The organism is Streptomyces sp. ISL-99, assembly GCF_018614005.1.
Taxonomy (GTDB): Bacteria; Actinomycetota; Actinomycetes; order Streptomycetales; family Streptomycetaceae; genus Streptomyces; species Streptomyces flavidovirens.
Genome location: NZ_JAGGPC010000036.1, coordinates 31993 through 48289, shown reverse-complemented (window position 1 = coordinate 48289; position 16297 = coordinate 31993). Strand labels below are relative to the sequence as shown.

The following is a 16297-nucleotide window of genomic DNA, read 5'->3' as shown; positions in this document are numbered from 1 at the left end:
TCTCTGGAGTACTCAAGGAGTACGGTGCCCCCGCCCCGTACCGCAGTGGGAGTAGTGCGAGTAGCGAAGGGAGCCCCATGGACACCCGACCGGTCGTCCGCCGCGCGACGACAGTGGCCCAGCTGACCGCCGCCGAGCACCTCTACGACGGCCCGGCCCGCCCGGAATGGGCCGAGCGTTTCCTGGCCGCCCCCGGCCATCTGATGCTCATCGCGTATGTCGAAGGCGAGCCCGTCGGAATGGTCTCGGGCATCGAGATGAGCCACCCGGACAAGGGCACCGAGATGTGCCTGTACGAACTGTCCGTCGACGAGCCGTACCGGCGGCGCGGCATCGGCCGCGCCCTGACGCAGGCGCTGGCGGAGGCCGCGAAGGAGCGCGGCTGTTACGGCATGTGGGTGGGCGTGGAGCGCGACAACGACGCGGCGCTGGCGACGTACCGCTCGGCGCGGGCCAAGGACGACGGTGATTTCGCCATGCTGACCTGGACGTTCCGGTGAGTGCGAGCGCGAGCGCGGACGCCGCACCTTCCCCTTCCCCTTCCCCTTCGCTGGCGACCGGTCAGCGCTCGCTCGGCGACCCCGAGGTCCGCTACCCGCTCTGGCCGGTACTCACCGCCGGCTGCCCGGCCACCAGCACCCCATCCATGGCGTACCCCGTCGAGGTGGACTACGCGTACGACGACGTGCCGGGCACCCTCTTCCAACCCACGCGGGACAAGGGCGGCATCGACCGCTGGGCCCCACTTCTGCCGCCCCTCCACGCTCCTGGCCTCGGCGAGGGCCGCACCCCGCTCGTCGAACTCACCGACGGCGTCTGGATCAAGGACGAGTCCCGCAACCCCTCCTGGAGCCACAAGGACCGGCTGAACCGCTGTACGGTCAGCGCGGCGGTGGGGTCGGGCGCGCAGGGCATCGTGGTGGCCTCCTCCGGCAATCACGGCGCGTCGGCGGCGGCGTACGCGGCGCGCGCCGGCCTGCGGTGTGTGGTGCTTGCGTCGGCGGGCGCCCCGCCGGCCGTCCAGTCGTTCTTGGACGCGTACGGCGCGGTCGTGCTGCCCGTACCCGAGCACGAACGGTGGTCCTTGATGCGGCAGGTCGTCGACCGCCTCGGCTTCCACCCGGTCAGCAACCTCACCACCGCCGCGCACACCGGCCACGCCTTCGGCCCGGAGGGTTACAAGACCGTCGCGTACGAGATCTACAGCGAACTCGGCGTCCTGGCGGCCGTGTTCGTTCCGACGGGGTACGGCGAGCTGCTCTTCGGTGTGTGGAAGGGCTTCGCGGAGCTGGTCCGCCTGGGACTCGCCTCCCGTACGCCCCGGATGTACGCCTGTGAGCCGGCGGCCGGCGCCCCGCTCGCGGCGGCGCTGGACCGTGGCGTCCCGGCCGCCACGGTGCCGGTGGGACCCACTTCGGCGTACGCGATCGACTGCCCGGTGGGCGGCTACCGGGGCGTGGTCGCGGTGCGGGAGAGCGGCGGCCGGGCTCTGCGGGTGAGCGACGCGGAGATGGCTGCGGCGCGGGCGGAACTGGCGTCGGGCGGGCTGTGGGCGGAGGTTTCGTCGGCGGCGTCCCTGGCGGGTCTGCGCCGACTGGCGCCGCCGTCCGGCGAAGGGGCACTGGTCTGCGTGTCGACCTCCAGTGGCTTCAAGGACATGGACGTAGGCACGAATCCCCTCGAACCAGTCTCTCCGTCCGACTGGGCGACGGTGGCCGGACGCCTCCGGGCCGCAGGCATCTCTTTGGCTTGATTCCGCCGGTAACACGACCTTGTGCCCTTGTGTGCAGCACGAGACCCTGTGCTGCACATCCGCACCACGATGCACCACGACGCATCACGACGCCTCATGACGCATCACCACGCGCCACGCGCCACCCGCACCCCCGCAATTGCCCGCGATCCGGTCAACGAAAGGTCAGGTGCACCACACATGAGACCCACTTTCCGCCGCGCAGGGGCCCTGATACCCGTCATAGCCCTCGCAGCCGGTCTCCAGCTCGCAGGCCCTCCCACAGCACAGAGCGCGCCCACCGGAGACCTCCGCCTGGCCCCGGCCTCAACGGCGGTCGAAAACAGCTGGATCGTCGTCCTGAAGGACGGCACGACGCGCGCCGCCGACCTGGGCGTCACGCCGAAGCACGTCTACCGCAGCGCTCTCAAGGGCTTCTCCGCCACGATGTCCAAGGCGCGGGCCGCAAAGCTCGCCTCGGACCCGAAGGTCGCGTACGTCGAACAGGACTCCCGGGTCCGGCTCAACGAGACGCAGACGAACGCCACCTGGGGCATCGACCGCGTGGACCAGCGCGCCCTCCCGCTCTCCACGACGTACACCTACAACACCACCGCGTCGAACGTCTCGGCGTACATCATCGACACCGGAATCCGCACCTCCCACAGCGAGTTCGGCGGCCGCGCCACGGTCGGCACGGACACCGTGGGCGGCGGCCAGAACGGCCAGGACTGCCAGGGCCACGGCACGCACGTGGCGGGCACGGTCGGCGGCAAGACGTACGGCGTCGCGAAGGCCGTCAAGCTGGTCGCGGTGCGTGTCCTGGACTGCGCGGGCTCCGGTACGACCGCGGGCGTCATCGCCGGCGTCGACTGGGTCACGGCGAACGCGAAGAAGCCGGCCGTGGCCAACATGAGCCTGGGCGGCGGCGCGAACACCTCCCTCGACGACGCGGTGAAGAAGTCCATCGCCTCGGGCGTCAGCTACGCCGTCGCGGCCGGAAACGGCAACATCCTCGGCTGGCCCGCCAACGCGTGCAACTACTCCCCCGCCCGCGTCCCCGAGGCCATCACCGTCGGCGCGACCGACAGCAGCGACCGCCGCGCGTCCTTCTCCAACTACGGCACGTGCCTGGACCTCTTCGCGCCGGGTGTGAACGTCACCTCGGCCTGGAAGGACAACGACACGGCCACGAACACCATCTCCGGTACGTCGATGGCCGCGCCCCACACCGCAGGCGTAGCCGCGCTCTACGTCTCCGCCAACCCGACGGCGACCCCGGCCCAGGTCCGCGACGCCCTGGTCAACAACGCCACCCCCAACAAGGTCCAGGACCCGCGCACGGGCTCTCCCAACAGGCTCCTGTACTCCCTCTTCTAGCCGCGTGATCCACTTCCCCGGGCGCGGCCAGGCGTCGCCGTGCCCGGCGGGAAGATCACCCGGTTGCGGGCGTCGCGCCTGCCCGGGTTACCCTCACGCGCAATCTGTCATGCCCGTGACCGGGGGGTTTGCGGTCGGTCGCGGGCGGCCCGAACCATATGGGGATTCATGCGCGTAGCATCCACAGGCGCCCTTCTCGCCGGCGCCTTGGTACTTTCCGGCTCCGCTCTCACCGCCACCGCCACCGCTCCGGCGGCGTACGCGGCGGAGACCGGTGTGGAGATCAAGAAGGTCTCCGTGAACGGTGGCAAGGCCATCGTCTTCGGCACGTCGCGGACGGAGTCGTTCACCATCTCGGTGACCGCCTCGGACGACTCGGGGATCAACCCCAACGGCCACAGGTTCTTCGGCATCGACCGCGAAGTGGGGGACGACTACTGGACGTACCACGGCACGCCGACGTGCACCGCTTCCAGCGCCACCACCTCGACCTGCAAGCTGACCGTCCGGCTCGAAAGTGACATCGACCTGCCGCGAAACACCCTCGCGGGGCCGTGGAACGTGGACGTCCAGCTCACGGCCAAGGACGGCGACTACTACGGGGAGACCTACGGCACCCACCCCGTGCAGCGGCGCTCCACGCTCAGCGTCAACGCCTCGCCGGAGCCGGTCACCAAGGGCAAGACGATCACGGTCACGGGCAAACTGGCCCGCGCCAACTGGGACCGGTACATCTACGCGGGCTACACCAACCAGTCCGTACGACTCCAGTTCCGCCCGGCGGGCAGCAACACGTACACGACCGTCAAGACGTTGACGAGCGACTCGACGGGCAACCTCAAGACCACCGTCACGGCCGCCTCCGACGGCTACTGGCGCTGGAACTTCGCCGGCACGTCCACCACACCGGCGGTCGTGGCAGCGGGCGACTACGTCGACGTACGCTGACGCCTCAACTCTGCGGTCCGCTCCCCTGGACGCCGGCTCTCACGCCGCGCCGCCCAGCGGAGCGAGCAGTTCCGCCACCGCCGGATAGACCCGCTCCTGCGGGAGGAGCCGCGCGGCGGCGTCCGGGTCTCCCGCCCTCACCAGGGCGTGGACCTCGTGGGCGAGCGGCGTGACGTCGGTGATGGACACCGTCCACTCGTCGGCGTACCGCCCCGCCGCCTCCCCCGCGAGTCCCAGCTGAAGTGAGCGGTACGGAAGCGGATTGAGGTGTATGTCGCGCTCCGGGTCCCACTGAACACGGGCCGGCGCCTGCCTCAACTCGCGCTTCCAGGCCGCCTGGTCGGCGTGGACGCCGGGTGCGTAGTGCGACAGGCAGGCGTTGCGCAGCGCCCAGTCGAAGCCGGCGCGGGTGATCTCGATGGCGAGGACGGTCTCCTGGTCCTGCTTCGTGCCCCAGCCGCAGCGGTACATCATCCACAGGAACGACGGCTTGATCCACGTCATCCGCTCCCGCTTCCAGGTAGCGGGGAACCGGCCTTCGCGGGCGGCCGGGACGCCGATTGCCGGCGCGTACGCCTGGTAGACGGTGATGGTCGTCTCCGTGTGCAGCGCGCGGATCTCCCGCATCTCGCGCATCAGAGGGCCATGTGCATGATGTGCAGGCCGACATAGCCCTGGGTGCGGTGCTTGAACCCCTCAGGAATCGTCCCGATCACCTCGAAGCCGATCGACTTGTACAAGTTCACCGCATGGACGTTGGTCTCCACGACCGCGTTGAACTGCATCGCCCGGAACCCCGCCTCCCGTGCCCACGCCACGCTGTACTCACACAGCGCCCGCCCCACGCCCCGCCCCGAGTGCTTCGGGTCGACCATGTAGGTGGCGCTGGCGATGTGGGAGCCGTTGCCCATGTGGTTCTGGTTCATCTTCGCCGTGCCGAGGACCGTACCGGCATCGTCGACCGCGACGACCGTACGGTTCGGAGCGGACGGGAACCACAACTCGCGGGCGTCGTCCCTGCCGAGGTGGAGCGGGTACGTGAGCGTCTCGCCCGCGGCGACGATCTCGTGGAAGAACGGCCAGATGGCAGGCCAGTCCTCGGGGGTGGCTTCCCTGATCAACATGCGGCCAGCATGCCGGTACCTGCCACGCGACTGCCAGCACTTTTCGCCGGAGCGCCTGGCTGGGCATTTCGTCGGGTCAGGCTGCGCCAGTCTTGATGGCGGCGATGAGGGACCGCAGGCCGGCGGGGACGGTCGTGAGGACCGCGGACGGTTCGTCGCTCTCCCGGAGATGCACGTCCGCACCGGAAGCGGCTATCTCCACGCAATTGTTGTCGTCGCCCGTTCCGGAGAACGAGGACTTCTGCCAGTCGGTCGTCGTTGAGGGCACGGCTCCGCCTTTCACATGTCTTGCGCGATGCGGTGGATGAAGTCTCGCGACGCGGCGGCGGACAGGGCCGCAGCTTCGATCTTCTTGTACAGCGAACGGTACTTCTGAAGCTGGGGAGCCGCGTCGAGGAAGATGCTGCCGTGGGCAGTGTCCAGCTGCACCGTGTCCAATTGGGGTACGGGGCCGCCTGCGTACAACATCGAATACCCGGAGCCCGCGAATCCTTCGACGTCGAAGGGGATCACGCGCAGCGTCAGGTTGCCCATCTCCGAGAGCTCCAGAAGGTGTTCGAGCTGGGCGCGGCCGACTTTGGTGCTGCCCACCTTGATCCGTAGGGCCGCTTCATGGACGACCGCGTCGAACGGAACGGAGCGTGAGCCGGTGAGGACCTCCTGCCTACGCAACCGGTACGCGATCCTCGGTTCCAGTTCGGTGGCGGGCAGTTCCGGCACGCCGTACGCAAACATCGCCCGCATATAGCTCTCCAGTTGGAGCAGTCCGGGGATGTGGATGACCTCGACCTGACGCAGGTAGTGGGCGCTGTTCTCCAGTTCCGCCAGATCCAGGGAGCGGGGCGGGAGAACTCCCCGGTACTCCTCCCACCAGCCCTGCCCTCGATCGTTCGCCATCGCCACCAGTTCGTCGACGAGCCGGTTGTCCCCGCACGCATAGTGCGCGGCCAGTCGTCGAATCCGCTCCTCGCTCGCACCGAAGCGGCCCGCTTCAAGATGACTCACCTGAGTCGCGCCCGAACCCAGCAACGCGGCAGCCTCGCGTGCCGTCACATTCGCGGCCTCGCGCATCTTGCGCAGCTCTGCACCCAGGCGCTCTTGGCGCGCCGTGGGGTTACTCCTCGGCGGCATGGGCCTTCCCTCGTCTCTCAGTCGAGTGTCGCGGCTCACCCTGCCACGGTCCACAACGAGAGGGGGAACTTTGCCGGACAACATTGCTACGTAGCAATGTTGTCCACTACCGTCGGTTGCGCATCCAACACGCTTGGTTGCGGTGGTTAACGCTGCCTCAACTTCGCTGTGCCCAAGCCAGTTGGAAGAGCACCCGGACGGCCGGGCAATGCCACTGACTGGCAACATCCTTCACCCCCATAGGAGTTGCTGGCTCATGCCCGAAACCCCCACCTGGCCCCCCGACGGCCGCGGCGTCCCCCACTCGTACACGCTCTTCTGCCCTTCCCTGGACACCACGCCCCGCATAGCCCGCGACTTCGTCGCCTCCGTTCTCCACTCCCAGCAGCTCGACGACCTCATCGACGCCGCCGCCATGTGCACCTCCGAGCTCGTCACCAACGCCTGCGTCCACGCCAAGGGCATCGGCTCCCTCCTCTGGCTGGCCATCGAGGCCGCCCACATCCGCATCACCGTCTACGACGGCACTCAAGAGCTTCCCGTCATGAAGGACCTGGATGCCGACGGCGAAGGCGGCCGCGGCCTCTGGATGGTCGACGTGCTCACCGACGGGCGGTGGGGCGCCGCGCCCGGAGCGCCACTCGGGCTCGGCGGGGTGGCCGGCAAAGGCGTGTGGTTCGAGCTGCGCACGCGTGGAAATGGACTGGTCGCGGAAATCACCCGCCGGCCCCGGTGCCGGACGCCGTACTGACAGCGCTGCGAACAGGCGTCAGGGAACGGCGCGCCGCTCAGTCGAACTTGCGTAGCGTGCCACTGCCCTGGCAACCGCCTCTTCGGCGCTCAGTTCACCATCGACGTAAGCCTCTGCGTCACGGTCCGATTCGGCAGAGCCGCGGAGGCCCTCCATCACCAGGGAAGCAGTGGCGGATTCGACCACCGCACGCCGCAAGGTACGACCCTGCAGCTCCTCGTACGCCTCATGCCGCTTCACGTACCGAAATCTATCGGAGCTCCCGAAGGCGGGCGGGGCGCCGGAAGGCGGGCGGGGCGCCGGAAGGCCCGTACGGAATCAGCGTCCGTACGGGCCCAAGCGTGATCCGGGGGATCAGTGGTTGCGCGGGAAGCCCAGGTCGACGCCTGCCGGGGCGTCCGCCGGGTCCGGCCAGCGGGTCGTGGTGACCTTGCCGCGGGTGTAGAAGTGGATGCCGTCGTTGCCGTAGATGTGGTGGTCGCCGAAGAGCGAGTCCTTCCAGCCACCGAAGGAGTGGTAGCCGACCGGCACCGGGATCGGTACGTTGACGCCGACCATGCCGGCCTCGATCTCCAGCTGGAAGCGCCGCGCCGCGCCGCCGTCGCGGGTGAAGATCGCGGTGCCGTTGCCGAAGGGCGACGCGTTCATGAGGGCCACGCCCTCTTCGTACGTGTCGACACGGAGGACGCAGAGGACCGGGCCGAAGATCTCGTCGCGGTAGGCGTCGGAGTCCGTGGAGACCTCGTCGAGGAGGGACAGGCCGATCCAGTGGCCGTTCTCGAAGCCCTCGACCGTGTGGCCCGTGCCGTCCAGGACCACCTTCGCTCCCTGCGCGGCCGCGCCCGTGACGTACGAGGCGACCTTGTCTCGGTGGGCGGCGGTGATCAGCGGGCCCATCTCGGAGGTGGGGTCGTCGCCGGGGCCGATCTTGATCTTCTCGGCGCGCTCGCGGATCTTGTCGACCAGCTCGTCGCCGATCGCGCCCACCGCCACCACCGCCGAGATCGCCATGCAGCGCTCGCCCGCCGAGCCGTACGCCGCAGAGACGGCGGCGTCGGCCGCCGCGTCCAGGTCGGCGTCCGGCAGGACCAGCATGTGGTTCTTCGCGCCGCCGAGCGCCTGGACGCGCTTGCCGTTGGCGGAGGCGGTCTGGTGGATGTAGCGGGCGATCGGGGTCGAGCCGACGAAGGAGACCGCCGCGACGTCCGGGTGGTTGATGAGGCCGTCGACCGCGACCTTGTCGCCGTGCAGGACGTTCAGTACGCCGTCGGGCAGCCCGGCCTCCGACGCCAGCTCAGCCAGCCGCACCGACGCGGACGGGTCCTTCTCGCTCGGCTTCAGTACGAACGTGTTGCCGCACGCGATGGCCAGCGGGAACATCCACATCGGCACCATGGCCGGGAAGTTGAAGGGGGTAATGCCGGCCACTACACCGAGCGGCTGGCGGATCGAGGAGACGTCCACACGGTTCGACACCTGCGTGGACAGTTCGCCCTTGAGCTGCGTCGTGATGCCGCACGCCAGCTCGACGATCTCCAGACCGCGGGCGACCTCGCCCAGCGCGTCCGAGTGGACCTTGCCGTGCTCGGCGGTGATCAGCGCCGCGATCTCGTCGCGGTGGGCGTCCAGCAGCGCGCGGTAGCGGAAGAGGACCGCGGTGCGCGCGGCGAGGGAGGAGGTGCCCCACGTCGCGTACGCGGCCTTCGCCGACGCGACGGCGGCGTCGACCTCCTCGACCGAGGCGAGCGCGACCTGCGTGGTCACTTCACCCGTGGCCGGGTCGGTCACCGGGCCCCAGTTGCCCGACGCGCCCTCGACGGTCTTGCCGCCGATGAAGTGGTTGACGGTCTTCATCCCAGTACTCCTTGTAGTGCAGCGGGGGCGGTCAGAGATGGCGGCGTCGCGCAGCGGCTTGACGGTCGTACTCCTCCCGGGCCTTGACCGTCGACGGGCGGGTCGCGGTCTCGGCCACGGGAACATCCCACCACGCCTGGGCGGCGGGCGCGCCCGACACTGTGTCGGGCGTTCGCGTCTCGACGTAGACACATGTGGGGCGGTCGGACCGGCGCGCATCCGCAAGGGCTTCCCGCAGGTCACGCACGGTCTCGGCGCGCAGGACCCGCATCCCGAGGGACGCGGCGTTCGCGGCCAGGTCCACCGGGAGCGGCGCGCCGGTGTACGAGCCGTCGGGCGCCCGGAAGCGGTACTCCGTACCGAAACGCTCGGCGCCGACGGACTCGGAGAGGCCGCCGATGGAGGCGTAACCGTGGTTCTGGAGGATGACGACCTTGATGGGGAGGCGCTCCTGCACGGCGGTGACGATTTCGGTCGGATTCATCAGGTACGTACCGTCGCCGACCAGTGCCCACACCGGGCGGCCGGGGGCGGCGAGCTGCACGCCGATGGCGGCGGGGATCTCGTAGCCCATGCAGGAGTAGCCGTATTCGACGTGGTACTGGTCGCGGGCGCGGCACCGCCAGAGTTTGTGCAGGTCGCCGGGGAGGGAGCCGGCCGCGTTGATGAGGATGTCGTCGTGGGTCACGAGGCTGTCGAGTACGCCGAGCACCTGGACCTGGGTCGGCCGTGCGTCCCCGTCGGGCGCGGCGTAGGCGGCGGTGACGCGGTACTCCCAGCGGGCCTTGGCCGCGCGGTATTCGGCGACGTAGGCATCGGGGACGCGGTGGCCGTCCAGGGCGTGCTTGAAGGACTGGAGTGCGACGCGGGCGTCACCGACGACCTGTTGCGCGCCCATCTTGTGGGCGTCGAACCCGGTGATGTTGAGGTTGACGAAGCGGACGTCCGGGTTCTGGAAGAGGGTGGCGGAGGCGGTGGTGAAGTCGGAGTAGCGGGTGCCGACGCCGATCACCAGGTCTGCGGTGCGGGCGAGTTCGTCGGCGGTGGCGGTGCCCGTGTGGCCGATGCCGCCGACGTCCGAGGGGTGGTCGTACGGCAGTGAGCCCTTGCCCGCCTGGGTGGAGGCGACGGGGGTGCCGGTCGCCTCGGCGAAGGCCTCCAGGGCCTGCTCGGCTCCGCTGTGGTGGACACCGCCGCCCGCGATCAGCAGGGGGCGGCGGGCTGCGCGGAACGCCTCCACCGCCGCGTGGAGCTCGCGCCGGTCCGGCTCTTGGGCCCGTACCCGCCAGACGCGCTCGGCGAAGAACTCCTCCGGCCAGTCGTACGCCTGTGCCTGCACGTCCTGCGGCAGCGCGAGGGTTACGGCGCCGGTCTGCGCCGGGTCGGCCAGGACCCGCACGGCGGCGAGCGCGGCGGGGATGAGGGCCTCGGGACGGGTGACCCGGTCGAAGTACCGGGACACCGGACGCAGGCAGTCGTTGACGGAAACGTCACCGGCGTACGGGACTTCGAGCTGCTGGAGTACGGGGTCGGCGGGGCGGGTCGCGAAGGTGTCGCCGGGGAGGAGGAGGACGGGCAGGTGGTTGATCGTCGCGAGGGCGGCGCCCGTGACGAGGTTGGTGGCGCCGGGGCCGATGGAGGTGGTGACGGCGTGCGCGGAGAGGCGGTTGGACTGACGGGCGTAGCCGACCGCGGCGTGCACCATGGCCTGCTCGTTGCGGCCCTGGTAGTAGGGCATGTCGTCCGAGCCGGGTTCGAGGAGCGCCTGGCCGATGCCGGCGACGTTGCCGTGGCCGAAGATGCCCCAGGTGCCGGCGATCAGGCGGTGGCGGGCGCCGTCGCGCTCGGTGTACTGGCGGGCGAGGAAGGCGACCAGGGCCTGGGCGGTGGTGAGGCGGCGGGTGGTCGGGCGGCTGGTGCTCATCGCTCCTGCTCCTGGGGTCCGTACAACGGCAGTCGGGGGTCGACGGGCTGCGAAGGCCAGGTGTCGCGGATCCAGCCGTGGTCGGGGTGGTCGCGGATCAGCCACTCCCGTTCCTCCCCGGACCCTGGGCCCGCCATCACATTGAGGTAGTAGAGGGTGTGGCCGGGCGCGGCGATGGAGGGGCCGTGCCAGCCGTCGGGGATGAGGACGGCGTCGCCGGTGCGGACCTCGGCGAGGATGTCCGTACCTCCGGGGCGGGACGGCGAGACGCGGTGATAGCCGAGGCCACTGGCACGGCCGGGTCCGTCGCCGTCTCCGTCGACCTCGAAGTAGTAGATCTCTTCGAGCTCGGACTCGACGCCCGGGTGGTACTCGTCGTGCTTGTGGGGCGGGTACGAGGACCAGTTCCCGCCGGGGGTCAGGACTTCGACGGCGATGAGCCGGTCGCACGCGAAGGCGCTCGCCGCCGCGAAGTTGTTGACCTGGCGCGAGCAGTTGCCGGTGCCGCGCAGTTCGACGGGTACCTCCGGCGCGGGGCCGTAGCGGGCGGGGAGTCGTCGCTCGCACCTCGCTCCTGCCAAAGCGAAGCGGCCTCCCGCGCCGGAGGTGATCTGGGCGTGGGCGTCACGGGGCACGTAGGCGAAGTCGGTCACCGACTTGAACGCGCTTTCCCTGCCCAGCAGTTCAAAGCCCTCGGCTTCGCCTTCCACGTGCACCGTACAACCACCGCTGAGTGGCAGCACGATCCACTCGCTGTCTCTGGCGGCGAGCGGGTGCGAGCCGCCGGGCGGCAGCTCCAGCACGCGCAGGCTCGAATGGCTCCAGCCGGCCCGCTTCGGGTCGATGTCCAGGGCGTACGGACCCTGCGCGGCGGCTCCCGCCCGGAGTACGTGCCTGTCGTTGTCCGTCATGCCTTCTCCCTACCCCTCGGCCTTGCGCCGCAGCAGTCCCACGGCCGTGTCGACCGCGCCCGCCACGTCCCCGTCGGCCGGATAGAGCAGCGACCGGCCGACGACAAGACCCTGGACGGTCGGCAGCCGGAGCGCCTTGCGCCACCTCTCGTACGCCGCGTCCTGGTCGGCGCCGACCTCGCCGCCCAGCAGCACGGCGGGCAGCGTCGAGGTCTCCATGACCCGCGCCATGTCGTCGGGGTTCTCCGTCACGGGGACCTTCAGCCAGGTGTACGCCGAGGTGCCGGCGAGGCCGGAGGCGATGGCGATGGAACGGGTGACGGCTCCGGCGCTCAGGTCGTTGTGGACTTTCCCGTCCACGCGGCGGGAGATGAACGGCTCGACGAAGACCGGCAGCCGCCGTTCGGCCATCGCGTCGATGGTGCGGGCGGTGGCGTGGAGGGTGTCCAGCGATCCGGCGTCGTCGTAGTCGATCCGCAGGAGCAGCTTGCCCGCGTCGAAGCCGCGGCGCTCCAGGTCCTGGGCGCGGGGGCCGGTGAAGCGGTCGTCGAGTTCGAACGCGGCGCCGGACAGGCCGCCGCGGTTCATGGAGCCGATGACGACCTTGTCGTCGAGGGCGCCGAGGAGGAGCAGGTCGTCGAGGATGTCGGCGGCGGCCAGCACGCCGTCGACGCCGGGGCGGGAGAGGGCGAGGCAGAGCCGCTCCAGCAGGTCGGGGCGGTCGGCCATGGCGAGTTCGTGGTCGCCGACGCCGAGGGCGCCGCGGGCCGGGTGGTCGGCAGCGATGATCATGAGCCGCCCGCTCGGGCCGATCAGGGGTCTGCGGGGGCGGCGGGCGGCGGCCTCGGCGATCGCTTCGGGGTGGTGGGTCCGTACCCGTACGAGGTCCGAGATGCGCAGGCCGGTGGTCACGACGTGGGCTCCTGCGCGGGGACCGGGCCGCCCGCGAGGACGTGTTCGATCTCGGCCGGGCGGGGCATGGCGGAGGAGCAGGCGAGGCGGGAGGCGACGATGGCGCCGGCGGCGTTGGCGTACCGCATGGTCTGCTCAAGGTCCCAGCCGGCGAGGAGCCCGTGGCACAGGGCCCCGCCGAAGGCGTCGCCGGCGCCGAGACCGTTGAGTACCTCGACGGGTACGGGCGCGGCTTCGGCCGTCGTACCGTCGCGGTGGATGGCCAGCACGCCCTTGGGTCCCTGCTTGACGACGGCGAGTTCGACACCGGCGGCGAGGAGGGCGCGGGCGGCGGCGTACGGTTCGCGCTCACTGGTGGCGACTTCGCACTCGTCCAGGTTGCCGACAGCGACGGTGGCGTGGCGAAGGGCCTCGGCGTAGTACGAGCGGGCCTCGCCGGGGTCCGCGTTCTTCGAGGCTGCGTTCTTCCAGGCTGCGTTCTTCCAGGCTGCGTTCTTCCAGAACATGGGCCGCCAGTCGAGGTCGAAGACCGTCGCGCCACCCGCCCCCCGCGGGCCCCGCGCCTCCAGCGCCGCGAGCGTCGCCGAGCGGCTCGGCTCCTCGCACAGGCCCGTGCCCGTCATCCAGAAGATCCGCGCCGAACGGATCGCGTCCAGGTCCAGCTCCTGGGCCCGCAGCTCCAGGTCCGGCGCCTTCGGCTGCCGGTAGAAGTAGAGCGGGAAGTCGTCCGGCGGGAAGATCTCGCAGAACGTCACCGGCGTCGGCAGGTCGGCGACCCCGGTCACCCAGCGGTCGTCGACCCCGAACTCCCTGAGTGCCTCGTGGAGGTAGTCACCGAAGGGGTCGCTCCCGGTGCGGGTGATGACGGCCGTGCGCCGGCCCAGTCTGGCCGCCGCGACCGCCACGTTCGCGGCGGAGCCACCGAGGAACTTGCCGAACGCGTCGACCCGCGCCAGCGGGACACCGGCCCGCAGTGGATAGAGGTCGACTCCGATCCGGCCCATCGTGATCAGGTCGTACGGCTCGTACGAATTGGGCAGCATGCGCGTCCCTCCGGTCCGGCGACTGCACCCAGGTCTAGTGGGCGTCGGCGCATGCTGTCAACGGTTTGTCCTTACATTCGGACGAACCCTTGACACCTTTCGCGGACGGCCGGAAGGCTGGCGCCCATGACCTCTCCATCACCCGCACCGAACCGCATCCGGGTCGGTTCCGCCCCCGATTCCTGGGGAGTGTGGTTCCCCGACGACCCACGGCAGGTGCCCTGGGAACGGTTCCTCGACGAGGTCGCCGAGGCCGGTTACCGCTGGATCGAGCTCGGCCCGTACGGCTATCTCCCGACCGATCCCGCCCGCCTCGCCGACGAGACCCGCCGCCGCGAACTGTCCGTCTCGGCGGGCACGGTCTTCACCGGACTGCACCGGGGGCCGGAGGTCTGGGACGCCACCTGGCGGCACGTCGCGGACGTCGCCGAGCTGACCAGAGCCATGGGCGCGGAGCACCTGGTCGTGATCCCGTCGTTCTGGCGGGACGACAAGACCGGCGAGGTGCTGGAGGAGCGCACGCTGACGCCCGCTCAGTGGCGGACGCTCGCCCGGCAGACCGAGCGGCTCGGGCGCGAGGTGCGTGAGCGGTACGGGCTGAAGATCGTCGTCCACCCGCACGCGGACACCCACATCGACAGCGAGGAGAACGTCACCCGCTTCCTGGACGCGACCGACTCCGCGCTGGTGTCGCTCTGCCTGGACACCGGTCACTACGCGTACTGCGGCGGGGACAGCGTCAAGCTCATCGAGACGTACGGGGAGCGGATCGGCTACCTCCACCTCAAGCAGGTGGACCCGGAGATCCTCGCCGAAGTCGTCGCGAACGAGGTGCCGTTCGGGCCCGCCGTGGGGCGCGGCGTGATGTGCGAACCGCCCGCCGGGGTGCCGGCGCTGGAGCCCGTACTGGCGGCGGCCGGGCGGCTGGACGTCGACCTGTTCGCGATCGTCGAGCAGGACATGTACCCGTGCCCGCCGGACAAGCCGCTGCCGATCGCCCGGCGCACGCGCCACTTCCTGCGCTCCTGCGGCGCCTAGTAGCCCGCGACCCCCCGACCGCAAACGTCACATTCATTGAACTCCTGTCACACATGTCTCCGTTACGCGGGTCTTCCGTCACAGGCATACGACAGCCCCTCCCCGAACATCACCCTGCGTCGTTCAACGAGCACAGGCTGAGTGATCGCCAGCGTTCGCACCCCAGCCCCCCCGACGGCCCCCCGGCCGCCGCTGAGGTGCGCGCAGGGAGGTGCCACAGATGACTGACCGAAGACTCTGGTCGTACAAGGAGATCGCCGCGCACATCCGGGTCCAGCCGGACACCGTGCGCTCCTATCGCAAGCACGGACTGCTTCCCGCGCCCGACCACGTGGAGAGCGGCAAGCCGTACTGGTACGCGGACACCATCCGCACCTGGGTGTCACGCCGCCCGGGCAACCGAGGCCGCAGGGAATGAGACGCGCGGCGTCGGTCTCCAGGCGCTTGGAGACCGACGCCGCGCTCGGCCGATTCAGCCGCTAAATGCCGTTTTCACTTCACCTGTGCATTGATACACGCAAGATCCAGACATCTCACGCCATCCCATTGCTGATATGCCACGCCAGTCATTAGCAGGCTATTTCGTGAGGGCAAAAGTGCACGTCAGGGGGATGTTGTGGTGACGAAGTGTGCACCATAAGGAGACCTGGGAGTGAGTTGCCGGGCGGCCCGCGGGCGTGATTGCATCCACTTCGGGAACCCCATCGCATTTAATGAAAGGGCGAGTAATGCGCAATCACTTCACCTCCGAGGTCGAGACCAGCGAGCTTTCCGACAGCGCGCTGGACAGCATCTCCGGTGGTATGGCCAGCGCCAGCGCCGACGTCTCCGGTCACGCCGCCTCCGCGAGCGTCGGCGACGTCGCCGGTGCCGCCGGTTCCGTCGTGGCCTCCCTTCCCCTTTCGCAGGTCACCGGCCTCGTCTCGGTGCAGACCAACTGCATCTGAGAGCGACGCGGAAGCGTTACTCGACCCTCTGGTGCGACGAAATACCAGTAGGTCTGCCAGGACCCCGGAGCTTCCAGCTCCGGGGTCCTGCGCGTTTATTGGACGAGTCGCTGAAACGCCGGGGGAAGGAGTGGCATTCATACCCCCTAGGGGTATAGTCTGGGCAGCGTCAGACAGTCACGGCATCCCCGTGGCTTTCTGGAGCACCACGACTGCGTAAGCCTTCGAGAGGGAGAACCGACATGACCGCCGAGACCGAGACGAAGACCGAGGCCCCCGCGACCGGCTCCTGCTGCTCGCCGTCCGGCTCCTGCCACGACACGTCGGCCGTGGTCCAGGTGGGCGCCCTCACCACTGTCTACCAGGTGAGCGGGATGACCTGCGGCCACTGCGAGGGCGCCGTCGCCGGCGAGGTCTCGGAGATCCCCGGTGTCACTTCGGTGAAGGCGGTGGCCTCCACCGGGCAGGTGACGGTCGTCTCCGAGGCGCCGCTGGACGTGGAGGCCGTACGCGCCGCCGTCGACGAGGCCGGTTACGAACTCGTCGGCCAGGTCTGAGGCCCGCCCGAACCACCCGTATCACCTTCTTCGGCCGGGCCGTAC

The 16297-nt window shown here is 69.9% G+C and carries 19 protein-coding genes; 9 read left to right on the top strand and 10 right to left on the bottom strand.

The annotated features are described in order from the left end of the window. Positions 1-77: 77 nt before the first annotated feature. From J7E91_RS22555 to J7E91_RS22540, 4 genes are all read left to right on the top strand, one after another. Positions 78-500 carry a GNAT family N-acetyltransferase gene (locus J7E91_RS22555; RefSeq protein WP_214907670.1) on the top strand — a complete coding sequence of 141 codons (423 nt, stop codon included), beginning with the start codon at positions 78-80 and terminating at the stop codon, positions 498-500. Continuing rightward, a complete protein-coding gene (locus tag J7E91_RS22550; RefSeq protein WP_214907668.1) occupies positions 497-1753 on the top strand; it encodes a pyridoxal-phosphate dependent enzyme in 1257 nt (418 codons plus the stop codon). The genes J7E91_RS22555 and J7E91_RS22550 overlap by 4 nt, the downstream gene beginning before the upstream one ends. A 180-nt stretch (positions 1754-1933) precedes the next feature. Continuing rightward, positions 1934-3112 carry a S8 family peptidase gene (locus tag J7E91_RS22545; RefSeq protein WP_214907666.1) on the top strand — a complete coding sequence of 393 codons (1179 nt, stop codon included), beginning with the start codon at positions 1934-1936 and terminating at the stop codon, positions 3110-3112. Between the two features lie 168 nt (positions 3113-3280). Next, positions 3281-4060: a hypothetical protein gene (locus J7E91_RS22540; protein ID WP_214907664.1), complete on the top strand. Its 780-nt coding sequence runs from the start codon at positions 3281-3283 to the stop codon at positions 4058-4060. Between the two features lie 39 nt (positions 4061-4099). Here J7E91_RS22540 and J7E91_RS22535 read toward each other — a convergent pair whose 3' ends face one another. The 4 genes from J7E91_RS22535 to J7E91_RS22520 all read right to left on the bottom strand — a co-directional run bounded on the left by J7E91_RS22535 (position 4100) and on the right by J7E91_RS22520 (position 6354). Then, entirely contained in the window at positions 4100-4687 is a 588-nt protein-coding gene (locus J7E91_RS22535; protein ID WP_214907729.1) for a DUF4291 domain-containing protein, read from the bottom strand. An 8-nt stretch (positions 4688-4695) separates the two neighbouring features. Continuing rightward, positions 4696-5184 carry a GNAT family N-acetyltransferase gene (locus J7E91_RS22530; RefSeq protein WP_214907662.1) on the bottom strand — a complete coding sequence of 163 codons (489 nt, stop codon included), beginning with the start codon at positions 5182-5184 and terminating at the stop codon, positions 4696-4698. Positions 5185-5260: 76 nt separating this feature from the next. Further along, the gene (locus tag J7E91_RS22525) at positions 5261-5452 is read right to left on the bottom strand and encodes a DUF397 domain-containing protein (protein WP_214907660.1); all 192 of its coding nucleotides are present in this window, start codon (positions 5450-5452) and stop codon (positions 5261-5263) included. Between the two features lie 11 nt (positions 5453-5463). After that, positions 5464-6354, bottom strand: a complete 891-nt coding sequence (locus tag J7E91_RS22520; RefSeq protein ID WP_308376909.1) for a helix-turn-helix transcriptional regulator — start codon at positions 6352-6354, stop codon at positions 5464-5466. 217 nt (positions 6355-6571) lie between these two features. Between J7E91_RS22520 and J7E91_RS22515 the strand changes: the two genes are divergently transcribed. Beyond that, on the top strand, positions 6572-7066 hold the full coding sequence (locus tag J7E91_RS22515) for an ATP-binding protein (protein WP_251016095.1): 495 nt from the start codon (positions 6572-6574) through the stop codon (positions 7064-7066). Positions 7067-7084: 18 nt separating this feature from the next. Here J7E91_RS22515 and J7E91_RS36170 read toward each other — a convergent pair whose 3' ends face one another. From J7E91_RS36170 to iolC, 6 genes are all read right to left on the bottom strand, one after another. Beyond that, on the bottom strand, positions 7085-7306 hold the full coding sequence (locus J7E91_RS36170) for an antitoxin VbhA family protein (RefSeq protein ID WP_214907658.1): 222 nt from the start codon (positions 7304-7306) through the stop codon (positions 7085-7087). A 114-nt stretch (positions 7307-7420) separates the two neighbouring features. Continuing rightward, complete coding sequence (locus J7E91_RS22505) at positions 7421-8920, bottom strand: CoA-acylating methylmalonate-semialdehyde dehydrogenase (protein ID WP_214907656.1); 1500 nt, start codon at positions 8918-8920, stop codon at positions 7421-7423. 31 nt (positions 8921-8951) lie between these two features. After that, on the bottom strand, positions 8952-10844 hold the full coding sequence (gene iolD, locus J7E91_RS22500; protein ID WP_214907654.1) for a 3D-(3,5/4)-trihydroxycyclohexane-1,2-dione acylhydrolase (decyclizing): 1893 nt from the start codon (positions 10842-10844) through the stop codon (positions 8952-8954). Further along, positions 10841-11755 carry a 5-deoxy-glucuronate isomerase gene (iolB, locus tag J7E91_RS22495; protein WP_214907652.1) on the bottom strand — a complete coding sequence of 305 codons (915 nt, stop codon included), beginning with the start codon at positions 11753-11755 and terminating at the stop codon, positions 10841-10843. The genes iolD and iolB overlap by 4 nt, the downstream gene beginning before the upstream one ends. Positions 11756-11764: 9 nt before the next feature. Then, the gene (locus J7E91_RS22490) at positions 11765-12667 is read right to left on the bottom strand and encodes a deoxyribose-phosphate aldolase (RefSeq protein ID WP_308376907.1); all 903 of its coding nucleotides are present in this window, start codon (positions 12665-12667) and stop codon (positions 11765-11767) included. Continuing rightward, the gene (iolC, locus tag J7E91_RS22485) at positions 12664-13710 is read right to left on the bottom strand and encodes a 5-dehydro-2-deoxygluconokinase (RefSeq protein ID WP_214907650.1); all 1047 of its coding nucleotides are present in this window, start codon (positions 13708-13710) and stop codon (positions 12664-12666) included. The genes J7E91_RS22490 and iolC overlap by 4 nt, the downstream gene beginning before the upstream one ends. A gap of 126 nt (positions 13711-13836) precedes the next feature. On the opposite strand from iolC, the gene J7E91_RS22480 reads away from it, so the two are divergent. The 4 genes from J7E91_RS22480 to J7E91_RS22465 all read left to right on the top strand — a co-directional run bounded on the left by J7E91_RS22480 (position 13837) and on the right by J7E91_RS22465 (position 16252). After that, positions 13837-14748, top strand: coding sequence for a sugar phosphate isomerase/epimerase (locus tag J7E91_RS22480; protein ID WP_214907648.1), 912 nt, complete (start codon positions 13837-13839; stop codon positions 14746-14748). Positions 14749-14968: 220 nt separating this feature from the next. Then, positions 14969-15166 carry an AlpA family transcriptional regulator gene (locus J7E91_RS22475; protein ID WP_028811527.1) on the top strand — a complete coding sequence of 66 codons (198 nt, stop codon included), beginning with the start codon at positions 14969-14971 and terminating at the stop codon, positions 15164-15166. Between the two features lie 310 nt (positions 15167-15476). Next, positions 15477-15695: a hypothetical protein gene (locus J7E91_RS22470; protein WP_214907646.1), complete on the top strand. Its 219-nt coding sequence runs from the start codon at positions 15477-15479 to the stop codon at positions 15693-15695. 242 nt (positions 15696-15937) lie between these two features. Then, positions 15938-16252 (top strand): heavy-metal-associated domain-containing protein, encoded by a 315-nt coding sequence (locus J7E91_RS22465; RefSeq protein WP_214907644.1) that lies wholly within the window; start codon positions 15938-15940, stop codon positions 16250-16252. Positions 16253-16297 lie beyond the last annotated feature (45 nt).

Excerpts from the sequence above, each read along its gene's own strand:
- J7E91_RS22555 (WP_214907670.1), top strand. The coding sequence starts at position 78 with ATGGACACCCGACCGGTCGTCCGCCGCGCGACGACAGTGGCCCAGCTG.
- J7E91_RS22480 (WP_214907648.1), top strand. The coding sequence starts at position 13,837 with ATGACCTCTCCATCACCCGCACCGAACCGCATCCGGGTCGGTTCCGCC.
- iolB (WP_214907652.1), bottom strand. The coding sequence starts at position 11,755 with ATGACGGACAACGACAGGCACGTACTCCGGGCGGGAGCCGCCGCGCAG.
- J7E91_RS22505 (WP_214907656.1), bottom strand. The coding sequence starts at position 8,920 with ATGAAGACCGTCAACCACTTCATCGGCGGCAAGACCGTCGAGGGCGCG.
- J7E91_RS22545 (WP_214907666.1), top strand. The coding sequence starts at position 1,934 with ATGAGACCCACTTTCCGCCGCGCAGGGGCCCTGATACCCGTCATAGCC.
- J7E91_RS22530 (WP_214907662.1), bottom strand. The coding sequence starts at position 5,184 with ATGTTGATCAGGGAAGCCACCCCCGAGGACTGGCCTGCCATCTGGCCG.
- J7E91_RS22535 (WP_214907729.1), bottom strand. The coding sequence starts at position 4,687 with ATGCGGGAGATCCGCGCGCTGCACACGGAGACGACCATCACCGTCTAC.
- iolC (WP_214907650.1), bottom strand. The coding sequence starts at position 13,710 with ATGCTGCCCAATTCGTACGAGCCGTACGACCTGATCACGATGGGCCGG.
- J7E91_RS22475 (WP_028811527.1), top strand. The coding sequence starts at position 14,969 with ATGACTGACCGAAGACTCTGGTCGTACAAGGAGATCGCCGCGCACATC.
- iolD (WP_214907654.1), bottom strand. The coding sequence starts at position 10,844 with ATGAGCACCAGCCGCCCGACCACCCGCCGCCTCACCACCGCCCAGGCC.
- J7E91_RS22470 (WP_214907646.1), top strand. The coding sequence starts at position 15,477 with ATGCGCAATCACTTCACCTCCGAGGTCGAGACCAGCGAGCTTTCCGAC.
- J7E91_RS22540 (WP_214907664.1), top strand. The coding sequence starts at position 3,281 with ATGCGCGTAGCATCCACAGGCGCCCTTCTCGCCGGCGCCTTGGTACTT.
- J7E91_RS22515 (WP_251016095.1), top strand. The coding sequence starts at position 6,572 with ATGCCCGAAACCCCCACCTGGCCCCCCGACGGCCGCGGCGTCCCCCAC.
- J7E91_RS22465 (WP_214907644.1), top strand. The coding sequence starts at position 15,938 with ATGACCGCCGAGACCGAGACGAAGACCGAGGCCCCCGCGACCGGCTCC.